The sequence below is a fragment of the Tardiphaga sp. genome, assembly GCF_041424195.1.
GTDB lineage: Bacteria > Pseudomonadota > Alphaproteobacteria > Rhizobiales > Xanthobacteraceae > Tardiphaga.
In genome coordinates this window covers 157,579-172,208 of sequence record NZ_JBGMOE010000161.1, presented here as the reverse complement: position 1 = coordinate 172,208, position 14,630 = coordinate 157,579, and the positions used below count along the sequence as shown (strand labels likewise).

Annotated in this window: 14 protein-coding genes; 11 read left to right on the top strand and 3 right to left on the bottom strand. The window is 62.7% G+C overall.

Annotated elements, in window-relative coordinates; genetic code table 11:
* Window positions 1–57: 57 nt before the first annotated feature.
* Entirely contained in the window at window positions 58–297 is a 240-nt protein-coding gene (locus ACEK02_RS21245; protein WP_371423530.1) for an antitoxin, read from the top strand.
* 14 nt (window positions 298–311) lie between these two features.
* Window positions 312–701: a type II toxin-antitoxin system VapC family toxin gene (locus ACEK02_RS21240; protein ID WP_371423615.1), complete on the top strand. Its 390-nt coding sequence runs from the start codon at window positions 312–314 to the stop codon at window positions 699–701.
* 20 nt (window positions 702–721) lie between these two features.
* Here ACEK02_RS21240 and ACEK02_RS21235 read toward each other — a convergent pair whose 3' ends face one another.
* Window positions 722–1,399 carry a PilZ domain-containing protein gene (locus ACEK02_RS21235; protein WP_371423529.1) on the bottom strand — a complete coding sequence of 226 codons (678 nt, stop codon included), beginning with the start codon at window positions 1,397–1,399 and terminating at the stop codon, window positions 722–724.
* Between the two features lie 164 nt (window positions 1,400–1,563).
* The gene (locus ACEK02_RS21230; RefSeq protein WP_371423528.1) at window positions 1,564–2,361 is read right to left on the bottom strand and encodes a class I SAM-dependent methyltransferase; all 798 of its coding nucleotides are present in this window, start codon (window positions 2,359–2,361) and stop codon (window positions 1,564–1,566) included.
* Window positions 2,362–2,546: 185 nt separating this feature from the next.
* Here ACEK02_RS21230 and rutA point away from each other — a divergent pair, with 185 nt between their 5' ends.
* Complete coding sequence (gene rutA / locus ACEK02_RS21225; RefSeq protein ID WP_371423527.1) at window positions 2,547–3,650, top strand: pyrimidine utilization protein A; 1,104 nt, start codon at window positions 2,547–2,549, stop codon at window positions 3,648–3,650.
* A gap of 59 nt (window positions 3,651–3,709) precedes the next feature.
* Here the strand turns inward: rutA and mutM are convergent, their stop codons facing one another.
* The gene (gene mutM, locus ACEK02_RS21220) at window positions 3,710–4,591 is read right to left on the bottom strand and encodes a bifunctional DNA-formamidopyrimidine glycosylase/DNA-(apurinic or apyrimidinic site) lyase (protein WP_371423526.1); all 882 of its coding nucleotides are present in this window, start codon (window positions 4,589–4,591) and stop codon (window positions 3,710–3,712) included.
* A 94-nt stretch (window positions 4,592–4,685) separates the two neighbouring features.
* Between mutM and ubiE the strand changes: the two genes are divergently transcribed.
* The 8 genes from ubiE (at window position 4,686) to ACEK02_RS21180 (ending at window position 14,599) form a co-directional block, all read left to right on the top strand.
* The gene (gene ubiE / locus ACEK02_RS21215; RefSeq protein ID WP_371423614.1) at window positions 4,686–5,447 is read left to right on the top strand and encodes a bifunctional demethylmenaquinone methyltransferase/2-methoxy-6-polyprenyl-1,4-benzoquinol methylase UbiE; all 762 of its coding nucleotides are present in this window, start codon (window positions 4,686–4,688) and stop codon (window positions 5,445–5,447) included.
* On the top strand, window positions 5,444–7,012 hold the full coding sequence (gene ubiB / locus ACEK02_RS21210) for a 2-polyprenylphenol 6-hydroxylase (protein WP_371423525.1): 1,569 nt from the start codon (window positions 5,444–5,446) through the stop codon (window positions 7,010–7,012). Before ubiE ends, ubiB begins: the two co-directional genes overlap by 4 nt.
* Before the next feature lie 62 nt (window positions 7,013–7,074).
* Window positions 7,075–8,535 carry a bifunctional phosphopantothenoylcysteine decarboxylase/phosphopantothenate--cysteine ligase CoaBC gene (coaBC, locus tag ACEK02_RS21205; RefSeq protein ID WP_371423524.1) on the top strand — a complete coding sequence of 487 codons (1,461 nt, stop codon included), beginning with the start codon at window positions 7,075–7,077 and terminating at the stop codon, window positions 8,533–8,535.
* Window positions 8,532–8,996, top strand: a complete 465-nt coding sequence (dut, locus tag ACEK02_RS21200) for a dUTP diphosphatase (protein WP_371423523.1) — start codon at window positions 8,532–8,534, stop codon at window positions 8,994–8,996. The genes coaBC and dut overlap by 4 nt, the downstream gene beginning before the upstream one ends.
* Window positions 8,997–9,168: 172 nt before the next feature.
* Window positions 9,169–11,691, top strand: a complete 2,523-nt coding sequence (locus ACEK02_RS21195; RefSeq protein ID WP_371423522.1) for an ATP-binding protein — start codon at window positions 9,169–9,171, stop codon at window positions 11,689–11,691.
* An 11-nt stretch (window positions 11,692–11,702) separates the two neighbouring features.
* Window positions 11,703–13,226 (top strand): tRNA (adenosine(37)-N6)-threonylcarbamoyltransferase complex ATPase subunit type 1 TsaE, encoded by a 1,524-nt coding sequence (gene tsaE, locus ACEK02_RS21190; protein ID WP_371423613.1) that lies wholly within the window; start codon window positions 11,703–11,705, stop codon window positions 13,224–13,226.
* Window positions 13,227–13,382: 156 nt separating this feature from the next.
* Window positions 13,383–13,700, top strand: coding sequence for a PilZ domain-containing protein (locus ACEK02_RS21185; RefSeq protein WP_371423521.1), 318 nt, complete (start codon window positions 13,383–13,385; stop codon window positions 13,698–13,700).
* Window positions 13,701–13,876: 176 nt separating this feature from the next.
* Window positions 13,877–14,599, top strand: coding sequence for a nucleotidyltransferase family protein (locus tag ACEK02_RS21180; RefSeq protein WP_371423520.1), 723 nt, complete (start codon window positions 13,877–13,879; stop codon window positions 14,597–14,599).
* Window positions 14,600–14,630: the final 31 nt, after the last annotated feature.

Sequence of the window (14,630 nt, the reverse complement as noted above, 5' to 3'; positions counted from 1 at the left end):
TCGCTGGAAATCGGGGCTTTTTTGGCCTATGCTTAGGCATATGCCACGGAGGTGCCGATGACCGACTCCCGTCATGTCAGGCTGTTCCGTAACGGCCGCAATCAGGCGGTCCGTATTCCCGTCGAATTCGAGTTACCGGGCGACGAAGCCGTCATGCACCGCGATGGCGACAGGCTCGTGATCGAGCCCGTACGCAAACGCGGCCTGCTCGCACTGCTCGATACGATGGAACCCTTCGCCGAAGAATTTCCGGATGTCGATACAGGCTTGCGCCCGTTAAGGGACATCGAGCTTTGAGCACTCCACGCTACATGCTCGACACAAATATCATTTCGGATTTGATCCGAAATCCAGCGGGCCGTGCGGCCGGGAGAATTCGCAAACTCGGCGCCGAGGGGCTTTGCGTCAGTATCATCACCTCTGCCGAATTACGGTTTGGATGCACCAAACGCAGTTCGCCGCGGCTCTCGCAACTCATAGAGCAGGTGCTGAATGAACTCGACATCCTGCCGCTGGAGAGCCCGGCCGACACCGAATACGCGCGCATTCGCCATGACCTCGAAAAGAAGGGCATCCCCATCGGCCCGAATGACCTGCTGATAGCGGCTCACGCCTGCGCCGTCGATGCCACGCTGGTAACCGCGAATGCGAAGGAGTTCAAACGGGTGAGCGGTCTCAAGGTTGAGAACTGGCTGTCATAGGCAGCGGCTTATCCGATACTCTAATCCACTTCCTCGTACACCGTATCCATCTGCGCCGCGAACGGCGTCGCGCGCGGCGCAGGTGCTGCCGGCGCACGGATGATCCGGCGTTCGAGGTGTTCGCGATTCTGCTGCTCGACGAATTTCACTGCGAAGCCGCCCGGGAGATGGCGCACCACGCGGCCGACGCAGGCGCCGACGGCGAGCGGCGTTCCGACCTCGGGCTGCACATCGGCTGACACGGCAGCGCCGGACACCGACATATCGATGACGAAGCAGCTTTTCACGCTGCCGTCGGCCAAGGCCAGCGTGGAATGCGGGCTCGCGGGAATGAGGCGCGCCTGCTTGCGCTCTTCGCGCACCATGGGGTCTTGCTGGAATTTCTCCAGCCAGATCAGCTTGTCCGATAGCTTCTGGCGCATCGGCGGCGTCATGTTGAGTTCGAGCAGCAAGCTGCCGGAAATGGCGTCGCTGATGCGGCCTTCGAGCTGACCAAAGTCGCCAAAATAGGGGGCGATGCGATCGCCGATGCGGCCCACCACGGGCACATCGACAATCATCCTGAACGGCGAGACGCGGCTGGTCCGGCAGGCGAAGCTCCGCGGCTTGCCTTCGGCATCCAGCCAGTTCGACAGCGTATACTGACCGCTGACGACGATATTGACGGCGCGCTGCTTGAGGAATTTTTCAACGGACACGGGTTCACCCTCTACGGCACATCTCCACCACCATAGAAAACCCGACCATGCGAGCGTTTACGCGCACTTTGGTTATTTCGTTACTTATGTACCCCTTCAAATTGAAGAAATATTGCCGGAAAAATCCCGGCGATTGGGTCACGGTAGCTGGCAGTCGCCCTGCCTCAGCCGGGCACTCGCCCCTTGATGGCATTGGCGCGGGCACTGCAGGTGATCCGGCCCGTTGCATCCTCCGCAAGTCCCGCACGCACGCGCGATTTGAGCTGAACGATCTGCTCCGGAGTCATCACCATCAAAGCTGCCGTCACCGATGGCCCCGCGGACGAGGCCGACCAGAAGTCATCGAAATCGCTAAACGCACGGGTCACATCGATCACACGCGTTTCGACCTCCACCAGGCCGGCGGAGGTCCAGAGCGACTGCATCACGTCGAGGCGTGACGCGTCCACCCTCGGCGGCAGCGACGGCATGTGACCCATCTTGCTGAGCTCACCGAGGATCGGCTGCAGCGGGAAGCCGCCACCGTCCATATCCCACGCATAGGCTGCCACCGTGCCGCCGGGCGACACGACGCGCACCATCTCCGCAACGCCCTTCGATGGCTCCGGCACGAAGAAGATCACCAGCGCCATCACGGCGACATCGAAGGATTTGTCGGAAAACGGCAGCGCCATCGCGTCGCCCAGATGAAACGCCGCCATCGCGGCACCCGGCCGGGTCCGCGCGTAGGCGAGCTGAGGCTCCGAGGGATCGATGCCGTCGATCACCGACGGCGCATGGCGCTCGGCGATCAGCTGCGTGAAGGCGCCGTTGCCGCAGCCGACATCGATCCAGGCAAGACCCGGCTTTGGCGCCACCCAATCCAGAAAGACCTCGCCGGCGCTGCGGCTCCAGACGCCCATCATTCGCTCATAGGACGCGCCATCGTTGAACCGGATGGAGGGAGACGATGCGTCAGTCATGGGCGTCCTCAATGCGGCGTTGGCGGCAGATCATGAACGGAAATGCATCGCCTGCAACCTCTTCCTTCATGGTGAGATCCCTGGTCGAGGCAAAGGAGCATATCGGCACGGTTGTTGCTTTGCTCAACGCAAGCAGAATGGTTCGCGATGCCCCGGGGCGTCACGCGGTTGCGCAGGAGAGCAAGATGAAGGTCGGCGTATTCATTCCAATCGGAAACAATGGCTGGTTGCTCTCCGAAAATGCACCGCAATACATGCCGACTTTCGACCTCAACAAGGAGGTCACGCTCAAGGCCGAGCATTACGGCCTCGATTTTGTGCTCTCGATGATCAAATTGCGCGGTTTCGGCGGGAAAACCGAATTCTGGGATCACAATCTGGAATCCTTCACCCTGATGGCCGGCCTGGCCGCGGTGACCAAGCGGATTCAACTGTTCGCGACGGCAGCGACGCTCGTCATGCCGCCCGCGATTGCCGCACGCATGGCAGTGACCATCGATTCGATTTCACATGGCCGCTTCGGACTCAATCTGATCACCGGCTGGCAACGCCCCGAATATTCACAGATGGGGCTCTGGCCGGGCGACGAATATTTCGCACGCCGCTACGAATATCTTTCGGAATATGTCGAGATCCTCCGCGAACTCTGGCAGACCGGCGCCTCGGATCGCAAAGGTGAGTTCTTCCAGATGGAGGACTGCCGCGTCAGCCCGCGACCTCAAGCCGACATGAAGATCATTTGCGCCGGCCAGAGCGGCGCGGGAATGGCCTTCTCTGCAAAATACGCCGACTACAATTTCTGCTTCGGCAAAGGCGTCAATACCCCGACAGATTTCGCCCCCGCCGCTGAGCGGCTGATCGAGGCCACACGGGAAACCGGCCGGACCGTCACGACCTATGTGCTGTTCATGGTGATCGCAGCGGAGACCGACGAAGCTGCGTTTGCAAAGTGGGAGCACTACAAAGCCGGAGTCGATCACGAGGCGGTCGCCTGGCTGGGCGTACAGGGCGCCGTCGACACCAAGTCCGGCAAGGACACCAACATCCGCCAGATGGCCGACCCGACCTCAGCGGTCAATATCAATATGGGGACCTTCGTCGGCTCATTCGCCAATGTCGCCCGCATGCTCGACGAGGTTGCCACCGTGCCGGGGACCGAGGGCGTATTGCTCACCTTTGACGACTTCGTCCAGGGCGTTGAAGATTTCGGGCAGCGCATTCAGCCGCTGATGACATCGCGTGCGGGGGTGGCAGAGGCCGCAGCCGCCGCGTTGAAGGACATGTGTTGAAGGGCATGTGACGGTCGATATTCAACAATGACGTGCCAGCAAATCAAGCAGGCGCGGTGTCACCTCTGACACTTCGGGCACCAGAAGGTCGATCGCCCGTTCTGCACGAAGCGCTTCACGATGCCGCTGCAGCCATCGGTCTGGCACGGCTCGCCTTCCCGGTCATAGACCTGAAACGAGTGCTGGAAGTAACCGAGCTCGCCATCGGTCTGGCGGTGATCGCGCAGCGACGAACCGCCGGCCTTGATGGCCTGGTTCAGCACCTCGTGGATCGCGGTGACCAGTCGTCTGGAATGATCGGTCGGCTCGCCTTTTTTTGTCGCCAGTGTCGCAGCCAACCGCCGCGGCGACAGATGCGAACGAAAGAGCGCTTCGCAGACATAGATGTTGCCGAGGCCTGCGACGACACGCTGGTCGAGCAACGCGGCCTTGAGGCTGGTCTTCTTGCCTGCGGTGGCGCCGGCCAGCATGGCCGCATCGAAGGCGTTGCCCAGCGGCTCCGGGCCGATGTCTTTCAGGAACGGCTCGTTCTCGATCTCGCTGCGCGCAAATATCTTCATGAAGCCGAAGCGGCGCGGGTCGTTGTAGATCACCGACGGGCCAGAGGACATGTGAAAGACAACGTGGTCGTGCGCGCGCTCGTCGCTGCGCGGATGATGGAAGGCGCCCGGCATCACATTTTCTTCATCGGACACCACCCTGAACGAGCCGGACATGCCCAGATGCATCAGCAGCACATCGCCGGAATCCAGATCCGCCAGCAGATATTTGGCGCGGCGGCCCAGGCTGGTGATGGTCCGGCCCTGCAACCTCCCGGCAAAATCCGCCTGAAACGGAAACCGCAGGTCTTTTCGCCTGAGATCCAGACGGGTGATCTTCGACCCCTCCATGGCCGGCTGCAGGCCGCGGCGGACGGTCTCGACTTCGGGCAATTCAGGCATGATTCACGTCATTCACCTTGAGATGGGGACGTGATAGCCCCATTGCCGCAGGCGCGCTATGGTCCGCCGCGATGAGGCTTTTGAGATGAGAACGATGGATCAGCCGGGCGAAACCACCCATTTCGGTTTCAGGGACGTCCCCGTGGGCGACAAGCAGACGCTGGTGAACGATGTGTTCCACAGCGTCGCGCAGCGTTACGACCTGATGAACGATCTGATGTCCGGCGGCATGCATCGCGTCTGGAAGGACGTGATGATCAATCAGCTCAACCCGCCGCGTTCCGATGCGCCCTTCGCCCTGCTCGACGTCGCCGGGGGCACCGGCGATATTTCCTTCCGCGCCGCCAGGGCGTCGGGCCTCGGCTTTTCCGCGACGGTCTGCGACATCAATACGGGAATGCTGGGAGTCGGCCGCGAGCGCGCCATCAAGCAGCATCTCGAACACCAGGTCTCCTTCGTCGAGGGCAATGCAGAGCAGCTCCAGTTCGCCGACAAGAGTTTCGACGCCTATACGATCGCCTTCGGCATCCGCAACGTGCCGCGCATTGATCGCGCACTGTCCGAGGCCTATCGCGTGCTGAAGCCGGGCAGCCGTTTTCTCTGTCTCGAATTCTCGACCGTCGATGTGCCGGGTCTCGACAAGATCTACGACCTGTTCTCGTTCAAGGTGATCCCGCCGCTTGGCAAGGCCGTCACCGGTGATTCCGAATCCTACCAGTATCTCGTCGAATCGATCCGCAAATTTCCGAAGCCGCCGATCTTTGCCGATATGATCCGGGAAGCCGGCTTCTCCCGCGTGAAATACGAACTCCTCTCGGGCGGCATCGTCGCGCTGCATTCGGGCTGGCGTTTGTGATCTCTGCACTCAATCATATGGCGCGGCTGGCCCGCGCCGGCTTCGTGTTTGCGCGCGAAGGCGTGTTCGGCGTCGTCGATCCGTCGCTGGTGCCGCCGCCGGGACAACTCGCGCTGCGCATGGCGCGGCTCATTGAGCGGCCCGGCGCCAAATCCGGCGCACGGCTGTCGCGCGCGCTGACGCGGCTGGGACCTGCCTATCTCAAGCTCGGACAGTTTCTCGCGACGCGCCCCGACGTGGTCGGCATCGCCATGGCGCGCGATCTCGAAAGCCTGCAGGACCGGCTTCCGCCGTTTTCCCTGACCGAAGCCGAAGGCGTCGTCGCCGCTTCGCTGGAACGGCCGATGGCGCAGCTCTATGCGAGCTTCAGCCCGCCAGTCGCCGCAGCCTCGATCGCGCAAGTGCATCGCGCCGAGATCGACAAGGACGGTGTCCGCAAGACCTACGCCGTGAAAGTGCTGCGCCCGAATGTCGCCGCGCAATTCCGCCGCGACCTCGGCGATTTCGCTTACGTCGCCCATAAGGCTGAAGAGCATTTTTCCGAGGCGCGTCGCCTTCGCCTGATCGAGATCATCAATACCATGTCGCGCTCGGTTGCGATGGAGATGGATCTTCGTCTCGAAGCCGCAGCACTGTCCGAGATGGCGGAGAACACCCGCAACGATCCGGACTTCCGCGTGCCGGAGGTGGACTGGGATCGCACCTCGCATAACGTGCTGACCATGGAATGGATCGACGGCATCGCGCTGAACGATCACAAGTCCCTTGAAGAATCCAACGTCGACCTGCCGGATCTCGGCCGCAAGGTGATCCAGAGCTTCCTGCGCCACGCGCTGCGCGACGGCTTCTTCCATGCCGACATGCACCCCGGCAATCTGTTCCTCGATCCTGACGGCCGCCTCGTCGCCGTCGACTTCGGCATCATGGGCCGGCTCGGGCTGAAGGAGCGCCGCTTCCTCGCGGAGATTCTGCTGGGCTTCATCACCCGCAACTATCGCCGCGTCGCCGAAGTTCACTTCGAGGCCGGCTATGTGCCGGGCCATCACTCGGTGGAGAATTTCGCGCAGGCGATCCGCGCCATCGGCGAGCCGATTCACAATCGCACCGCCGAAGAAATCTCGATGGCCAAGCTGCTGACGCTGCTGCTCGAGGTCACGGGCCTGTTCGACATGCGCACGCGGCCGGAGTTGATTTTGCTGCAGAAGACCATGGTTGTTGTCGAAGGTGTCGCGCGAAGCTTCGATCCCAAGCTCGACATCTGGAAGGTCGCCGATCCCGTCGTCCGCGAATGGATCGAGCGCAATCTCGGACCGCTCGGCAAAATCCAGGGTGCGCTGTCCGGCGCCGGCGAGCTCGGCAAGGTCGTCGGCAGCCTGCCGGCCCTGGCGACGCGGGCGCTGACGGTGCTCGAACAGTTGGAGACCATGACCCGGGACGGCGTCAGGCTCGACGACGCAACCATCGCCGCCATCGCGCGGGCGCGGGCCAAGCAGCTCCGCTGGCGTACGGTTGGCGTCTGGGTGATCGCGCTGTCATTCCTGGGACTGCTGCTCTCGATCCGCTAGCGATTGATTGCAATGCTGGCATTTCGTGCTAGCATTGCTGTCATAACGAGCGTGAGATCATCATGGCCAGCCTGACTATCCGTAAACTCGACGATGCCATCCGCGACGAATTGCGCCTGCGGGCGGCGCGTAATGGTCGATCGGTCGAGGACGAGGTGCGGGTCATCTTGCGCGAGGCGTCGCAAGACGGCCTCAAGCCTGACGCGAGTTTTCCGCAAGACGCGCCAGGTCCCGAAAACCTGCCCAAGCCCTTGAAAAATATCGACGATCAGCTCCGCGTGACGCTGATCATCGGGGGCGGAATCGCAGCCTATAAAGCGCTCGATCTGATCCGCCGCTTGAAGGAACGCGGCATCCATGTCCGCGTGGTACTGACCCGGGCCGCGCAGCAATTCGTCACCCCGCTGGCCGCCAGCGCACTGTCCAACGAGCGCGCCTATACCGACCTGTTCGATCCGCAGAGCGAATTCGATGCCGGGCATATTCGTCTTGCGCGCGAATGCGATCTGATCGTTGTGGCGCCGGCGACCGCCGACCTGATCGCAAAGATGGCCAACGGCCACGCCGATGATCTGGCCTCTGCGATTCTGCTCGCCGCCGACAAACCCATTCTGATCGCGCCGGCGATGAATCCGCTGATGTGGAATAACGCCGCAACACGTCGCAATGTCGCGCAATTGCAGCGTGACGGCGTAAGGATGATCGGGCCGAATGCCGGCGAGATGGCCGAGCGCAACGAATCCGGCATCGGCCGCATGGCGGAGCCGACCGAGATTGCGATTGCCGCGCACAGCTTCCTCCGTCCGCCGCGCGCGCAGCCCCTGGCCGGCAAGCGCGTGCTGATCACCGCAGGTCCGACCCATGAGCCGATCGATCCGGTGCGCTACATCGCCAATCGCTCGTCCGGCAAACAGGGCTATGCGATTGCTGCTGCGGCACGGGCCGCAGGTGCCGAGGTCATTCTCGTGTCAGGCCCGGTCGATCTCGACGAGGTACCGGGCGTGACCATGACGCATGTCGAATCCGCGCGCGACATGCTCGCGGCGGTCCAGTCCGCGTTGCCGGTCGACATCGCGATCTTCGCGGCGGCCGTGGCCGATTGGCGCGTCGTCAACGAAGGTGCGCAGAAATTGAAGAAGACGGCCGGTGCCGCAATGGCGCCGCTGCAGCTTACCGAAAATCCCGACATCCTCGCGACGATCTCGAAACTTCCCGAGCGTCGTCCGCCGCTGGTGATTGGCTTCGCCGCCGAGACCGAACATCTGATCGACAACGCCAAAGCCAAGATCGCGCGCAAGGGCTGCGACTGGATCGTCGCCAACGACGTCTCGCCGGCCACTGGCATCATGGGCGGCGACGACAATACCGTGCATCTGCTGACGCGCAGTACGGACAGCACCGATATCGCCGTTGATTCGTGGGCACCGATGAGCAAGGAACAGGTCGCGACGACCCTGGTCGCGCGAATCGCCGACGCGGTGACATCAAATAAATCGACGCAATCCACGAAAGACCAATCATGAGCGCTGCCATCCCCGTACAGGTCGACGTCCAGCAGCTCCCGCATGGCGCAGGCCTCGCGCTGCCGGCCTATCAGACCGCACATGCTGCCGGCCTCGACCTGCTCGCCGCGGTTCCCGAGGACCAGCCGATGATTCTCGTCAGCGGCAAATATGCGCTGGTGCCGACCGCGCTGACCATCGCACTGCCACCCGGCTATGAGGCACAGGTGCGCCCACGCTCCGGCCTTGCCGCCAAGCACGGCATCACCGTGCTGAACTCACCCGGCACCATCGACGCCGATTACCGCGGCGAGATCGGCGTACTCCTGATCAATCACGGCCCGGCAGATTTCACGATCAAACGCGGCGAGCGAATCGCGCAGATGGTGATCGCGCCGGTCACGCATGCGGAACTCGTGGTGGCCACAGCACTCGGCGAGACCGAACGCGGCAGCGGCGGCTTCGGATCCACCGGCCGATAGCGCGCATTTCGTCACATCGCGCAGCATTTGAATCAAAGGCGTCTGCATTTTTTAACCGGGGACTCTGCGTTCACGGTCTGGACTCTTACCCGGCGACTCCCGAAGCGGATATTGTCAAACGATTCGCGATCGGGCGGGGCTGGTCGGGAAGACGTGCGGTTTGGGGCGAATGATGTCAGGCGTGATCGCGGCGATGCGTCGGACCTTGCTGTCGTGCACTTCTATGGTGCGCGACGGGCTTGTCGGCATCAGTGCGTCTGCACTTCTGGCCACTTCCTCCGCGTCGGCCGCTGAGGGCCCCTTCATCACCCAGACGCTGGCCAACCTGCTCGACCTCGATCGCCAGGAAATCGCAGCGCTGACGACAGCCACAGCGGTGCTCGGCTTCTCCGTCGTCTCCGCCATCCTGTTGATGCACAATCGCATTCGCTCCGCCAGGACCGAGGCGAAGTTGCGCTCCGAACTGCACACGCTGCAGGTCGAAGCCGACCGCTTTCGCGCCTTGCTGTTCACCGAACCGCAGGTGCTGATCGCCTGGGCTGCGGGCGAGAACCGCCCCGACATCTCCGGCGACACCGCACTGATGATGTCGCAGGACGCGCAGACCCATCAGCCGCAGCGCATCCTCGCTTTCGGAACCTGGTTGCCGCCGGAACCCGCGCTGCGGATGGACCACGCCGTCGATGCGCTACTCGATGCCGGCGAAGGTTTCCTGCTGAATCTGACGACGTCGAGCGGCCGCGCCATCGAGGCGATGGGCCGCGCCATCGGCGGCCAGGCCATTGTCCGGATTCGCGAATTGAGCGGTTTGCGCCGCGAGCTCGCCGAAGTCTCGCTGCGTTACAAGGAGCTGGCCGAGGAAGCCGAGATTCTCCGCGGCTTCGCCAATGCGGCGCCATGGCCGATCTGGGCCAAGGGTGCCGATGGCGGCTTGAGTTTCGCCAATGCCGCCTATGCGCGTGCGACTGATGCGACTGATACGGGCGATGCGGTCCGTCGCAATCTGGAACTGCTGGACAGCGACGATCGCGGCAATCTGGCGCGGGCGCTCAACGACAACCAGCCTTTCGCCGCGCGCCTGCCCATCGTGATCTCCGGCGAACGCCGCATTTTCGACGTCCACGCCGCCAAGGTCGCCAGCGGCAGCGCCGGCATGGCGATCGACGCCAGCGAGGCCGCGGCACTCAGCGCTGCCCTCGTGCGTATGGCCGAAGCGCATCGCCGCACCCTCGACCAGTTGTCCTCCGGCGTTGCCGTATTCGACGGCCAGCGTCGCCTCACCTTCTACAACGATGCCTATCGGCGGCTGTGGGATCTGGACCGCACCTTCCTCGACAGCAATCCCGACGATTCCAGCGTGCTGGACCGTCTCCGGGCCGCGCGAAAACTGCCGGAGCAGCCGGACTTCCGCGCCTGGAAAGCCAAGCTGCACGAAGCCTATCGCGCCGTCGAAGCCCATAAGGATGTCTGGTATCTACCGGATGGCCGCGCGCTCTCGATCGTCACCACGCCCAATCCCGAAGGTGGCGTCACCTATCTGTTCGACGACGTGACCGAGAGCCTCGAACTGGCACGGCGCTTCGACGGCCTGATCCGCGTTCAGCGCGAGACCCTCGACAATCTCGCCGAAGCCGTCGCCGTGTTCGGCAGCAACGGCCGCGCGCAACTGTTCAATCCGGCTTTCGCCAAGATGTGGAAGCTGTCGGACGAATCGCTGGAACAGCGTCCGCATATCGAGATGGTCGAGACCTGGTGCCGGCCGTTGTTCGACGATACCCCGACATGGCAGGCGATCCGCAGCGCCATTACCGGCATCGACAATCGCAAGTCGGTTCCGCTCAAGCTCGAACGCAAGGACGGCAGCGTGCTGGCCTGCATGACCATGCCGCTGCCCGATGGCGCGACCATGCTGACCTTCCAGGACATTTCCGACGCCGAAAATGTCGAGCGCGCGCTGCGCGAGCGCAACGAGGCGCTCGAGACCGCCGACCAGATGAAGGTCGACTTCGTCCACCACGTGTCCTACGAGCTGCGCTCGCCGCTGACCACCATCATCGGCTTCGCGCATCTGCTCAGCGATCCCGTGACCGGCCCGTTGATGCCGAAGCAGGCGGAATATCTCGACTACATCACCACCTCGACCGGCGCGCTGCTGGCGATCATCAATAACATCCTGGATCTCGCCACCATCGACGCCGGCGCGATGACGCTGAATCTCGGCCCGATCGATATTCGCAAGACCATCTCTGCAGCAGCCGAAGGCATTCAGGACCGGCTGGTGCGCGACCGCATCGCGCTGCAGATCGATGTCGATCCCGCCATCGGCAGCTTCACCGGCGACGAGAGCCGCGTGGTGCAGGTGCTGTATAACCTGCTGGCCAATGCCGTCGGCTTCTCGCCGCATGATGCCGCGATCACGCTGACCGCACGACGTTCCGACCACACCATTACATTCACTGTCACCGATCGCGGCCCGGGCATTCCGCCTGAGGTGAAAGACAAGGTGTTCGACTGGTTCGAGAGCCACGCCAATGGCTCGCGTCATCGTGGCGCCGGGCTCGGCCTGTCACTGGTGCGCTCCTTCGTCGAACTGCATGGCGGCAAGGTCCGCGTCGATTCCGCCGTCGGCAAGGGCACCACCGTCAGCTGCGATTTCCCCATCGACCAGACCGCGCATCGCAGCGCCGCCGAATGAGCGAACCTGTCATCAACGAGCCCTGCACATTTTCGCTGGCGCTCGCAAATGAGAACGCCACTGCGCAACTGATGGCCGATCTCGCTCTGCTGATCGGCCCCGGCGATGTCATCACGCTCTCAGGCGATCTCGGCGCCGGCAAGACCGCCGCGGCGCGTGCGATGATCCGCTATCTCGCTGGGGATTCCGAGCTCGAAGTACCGAGTCCGACCTTCACGCTCGCGCAGAGCTACGACTTGCCGTCGTTTCCGCTTATCCACGCCGATCTCTATCGCATCAACGACGCAAGCGAGCTGGAAGAGATCGGTCTCTCACCGCTCCCGGACGGCGTGGTCGCGCTGATCGAATGGCCGGAGCGCGCCGATGGCACGCTGCCACCGGATCGTATCGATATCGCGCTCAGCCACCGGCCGGCACTGGGTTCCGTGGCGCGGGCGGCGGAGATCACCGGTCACGGCAAGGCCGCATCCATCGTTCTGCGCCTCAAGGCACTGCGTGAATTTCTCGAAGAGGCACGCTATCTCGATGCTATCAGACAGCGCATGGCCGGCGACGCCTCAACGCGTTCCTATGCGCGGCTGATCCACGGTGACGACGTCTTCATCCTGATGAATGCGCCGAAGCGGCCGGATGGTGCGCCGATCTATAACGGCAAGTCCTACAGCGCGGCAGTGCATCTGGCCGAGGACGTCAAACCGTTCGTCGCCATTGCGAACGGTCTGCGCGCGCAGGGTATCTCCGCTCCGGCGATCCATCACGCCGATCTCGATGCGGGATTCCTGATCACCGAAGATTTCGGCACGGTGCCCGTGATCGAAGGCGAGCCGCCCGCGCCGATCGCCGAGCGCTACCAGGCTGCAACCGACATGCTCGCAATGCTGCACGGCAAGGCGCTGCCGGAGACGCTGCCGCTGTCGCCACATGTCGACTACGCTATTCCCGTCTTCGACACGGACGCATTGCTGGTCGAGATCGGCCTGATGCCGGAATGGTATCTGCCGGACCGTAACGCGCCGCTCGCCGATGAGGCACGCACCGAGTTCTTCTCGATGTGGCGCGAGCTGCTGGCGAAACCCGCTGCGGCACCGAGGACCTGGGTGCTGCGCGACTTTCATTCGCCGAACATCATCTGGCTCGATGACCGCGAGGGCATCAACAGGGTCGGCGTGATCGATTTCCAGGACACGGTGCTCGGCCCTGCCGCTTATGATCTCGTCTCGCTGCTGCAGGACGCGCGCATCGACGTGCCCGAGCATCTGGAGCTGACCATGCTGACGCGCTATATCAAGGCGCGGCGCGCAGCCGATCCGGCTTTCGATGCCGCGGCCTTTGCCGAGCTCTACGCGATCATGTCGGCACAGCGGAATACGCGACTGCTCGGGACATTTGCGCGCCTGAACCGCCGCGACGGCAAGCCGCATTATCTCAAGCACCAGCCGCGGATCTGGACCTATCTCAACCGCTCGCTGGCGCATCCGACGCTGGCGCCGTTCCAGCAGTGGTATGCAGCGCATGTACCACCGCCCCGCGCCTAGAGCCACTCAGTTCAACGCGTTTTCTTGATGCGAACCGGTCTCCACTTCGCTCGAAAACGCTCTAACACTTCCTTAACCACTTATTAGTTGCAGGCACCCTATCCTGCGCATGAGCCCTGCACGTGCGGGCTTGGCGTACTGGACAAGGGACGTGTCATGACGGAGCGACGTGCGGGAGATCGGGTCGTTTTCGAGCGCGGTTTTCCTGCGCACATGATGGGCATCGACGGTACCTGGCGTCGCTCGTGCATCATGGAAGATATTTCCGAGACTGGTGCCAAGCTCACCGTCGATGGTTCGGTCGAAGGACTGAACCTGAAAGAATTCTTCCTTCTGCTTTCGTCCACCGGACTTGCCTATCGCCGCTGCGAACTCGGCTGGGTCAATGGTGATCAGATTGGCGTGAATTTTCTCAAACCCAACGACAAAAAGAAAAAGGCGAAACGTCCGGAGAATCAAGGCGCCGAAACATGACTGTGCAGGCGGGTGCAATTGTCGCACCTGCGTCATCTCGGCCCATTATGGCTCGATAGGTTCATGCATGCGGCACGCCGCCATGCTACCATTATTTCAGCTCAAAAATTCGAGAACGATTCCATCAGGGCCATCCTTCCTTCAAGGCCCATCCTTCTACCAAGGCCAACGTCGCCATGCCCGTAAGACCCAACAAAGCTATGGTTCTCGCCGCCGGCCTCGGCCTGCGCATGCGACCGCTCACCGACAATCTGCCGAAGCCGCTGGTCCCTGTCGCCGGACAGCCGCTGCTCGATCACGTGCTCGACAAGCTCGCTGCTGCAGGCGTGACCGAAGCGGTGGTCAATGTGCATTACCTGCCCGACCAGATCATCGATCATGTCGCGACGCGCACCAAACCGAAGATCATCATTTCCGACGAGCGCGATCAGGTGCTGGGTACCGGTGGTGCTGTGGTGAAGGCCCTGCCGCTGCTCGGCAATGAGCCGTTCTATCATCTCAATGCTGACACGATGTGGATCGACGGCGTGCAGCCTAATCTGGCGCGCCTCGCCGACGCCTTCGATCCCGCACGCATGGATATCCTGCTGCTGATGGCACCCACCGCAAACAGCATCGGCTATGCCGGCTCCGGCGACTACGCGATGCTCACCGATGGTGCGCTGCGTCGCCGCAAGGAGAACCAGGTCGTCCCGTTCGTCTATGCCGGCGTCGCGATCCTCACGCCCGCGCTGTTCAAGGATGCACCATCCGGCGAATTCTCGCTGACCAAACTGTTCGACAAGGCCAACGAGCAGGAGCGCCTGTTCGGCCTGCGCATGGAAGGCGTCTGGATGCATGTCGGCACGCCCGATGCCGTGCGCGCCGCGGAAGATGCGTTTCTGGCCAGCGTCGCCTGAGTTTCCTGCGACTCCCGTCGCCTTCCCAGCC

What these genes read in the sequence shown, in the direction of transcription:
- ACEK02_RS21245 (WP_371423530.1), top strand. Translation starts at nt 58, where the DNA reads ATGACCGACTCCCGTCATGTCAGGCTGTTCCGTAACGGCCGCAATCAG.
- ACEK02_RS21240 (WP_371423615.1), top strand. Translation starts at nt 312, where the DNA reads ATGCTCGACACAAATATCATTTCGGATTTGATCCGAAATCCAGCGGGC.
- ACEK02_RS21230 (WP_371423528.1), bottom strand. Translation starts at nt 2,361, where the DNA reads ATGACTGACGCATCGTCTCCCTCCATCCGGTTCAACGATGGCGCGTCC.
- rutA (WP_371423527.1), top strand. Translation starts at nt 2,547, where the DNA reads ATGAAGGTCGGCGTATTCATTCCAATCGGAAACAATGGCTGGTTGCTC.
- mutM (WP_371423526.1), bottom strand. Translation starts at nt 4,591, where the DNA reads ATGCCTGAATTGCCCGAAGTCGAGACCGTCCGCCGCGGCCTGCAGCCG.
- ubiE (WP_371423614.1), top strand. Translation starts at nt 4,686, where the DNA reads ATGGATCAGCCGGGCGAAACCACCCATTTCGGTTTCAGGGACGTCCCC.
- coaBC (WP_371423524.1), top strand. Translation starts at nt 7,075, where the DNA reads ATGGCCAGCCTGACTATCCGTAAACTCGACGATGCCATCCGCGACGAA.
- dut (WP_371423523.1), top strand. Translation starts at nt 8,532, where the DNA reads ATGAGCGCTGCCATCCCCGTACAGGTCGACGTCCAGCAGCTCCCGCAT.
- ACEK02_RS21195 (WP_371423522.1), top strand. Translation starts at nt 9,169, where the DNA reads ATGTCAGGCGTGATCGCGGCGATGCGTCGGACCTTGCTGTCGTGCACT.
- ACEK02_RS21185 (WP_371423521.1), top strand. Translation starts at nt 13,383, where the DNA reads ATGACGGAGCGACGTGCGGGAGATCGGGTCGTTTTCGAGCGCGGTTTT.
- ACEK02_RS21180 (WP_371423520.1), top strand. Translation starts at nt 13,877, where the DNA reads ATGCCCGTAAGACCCAACAAAGCTATGGTTCTCGCCGCCGGCCTCGGC.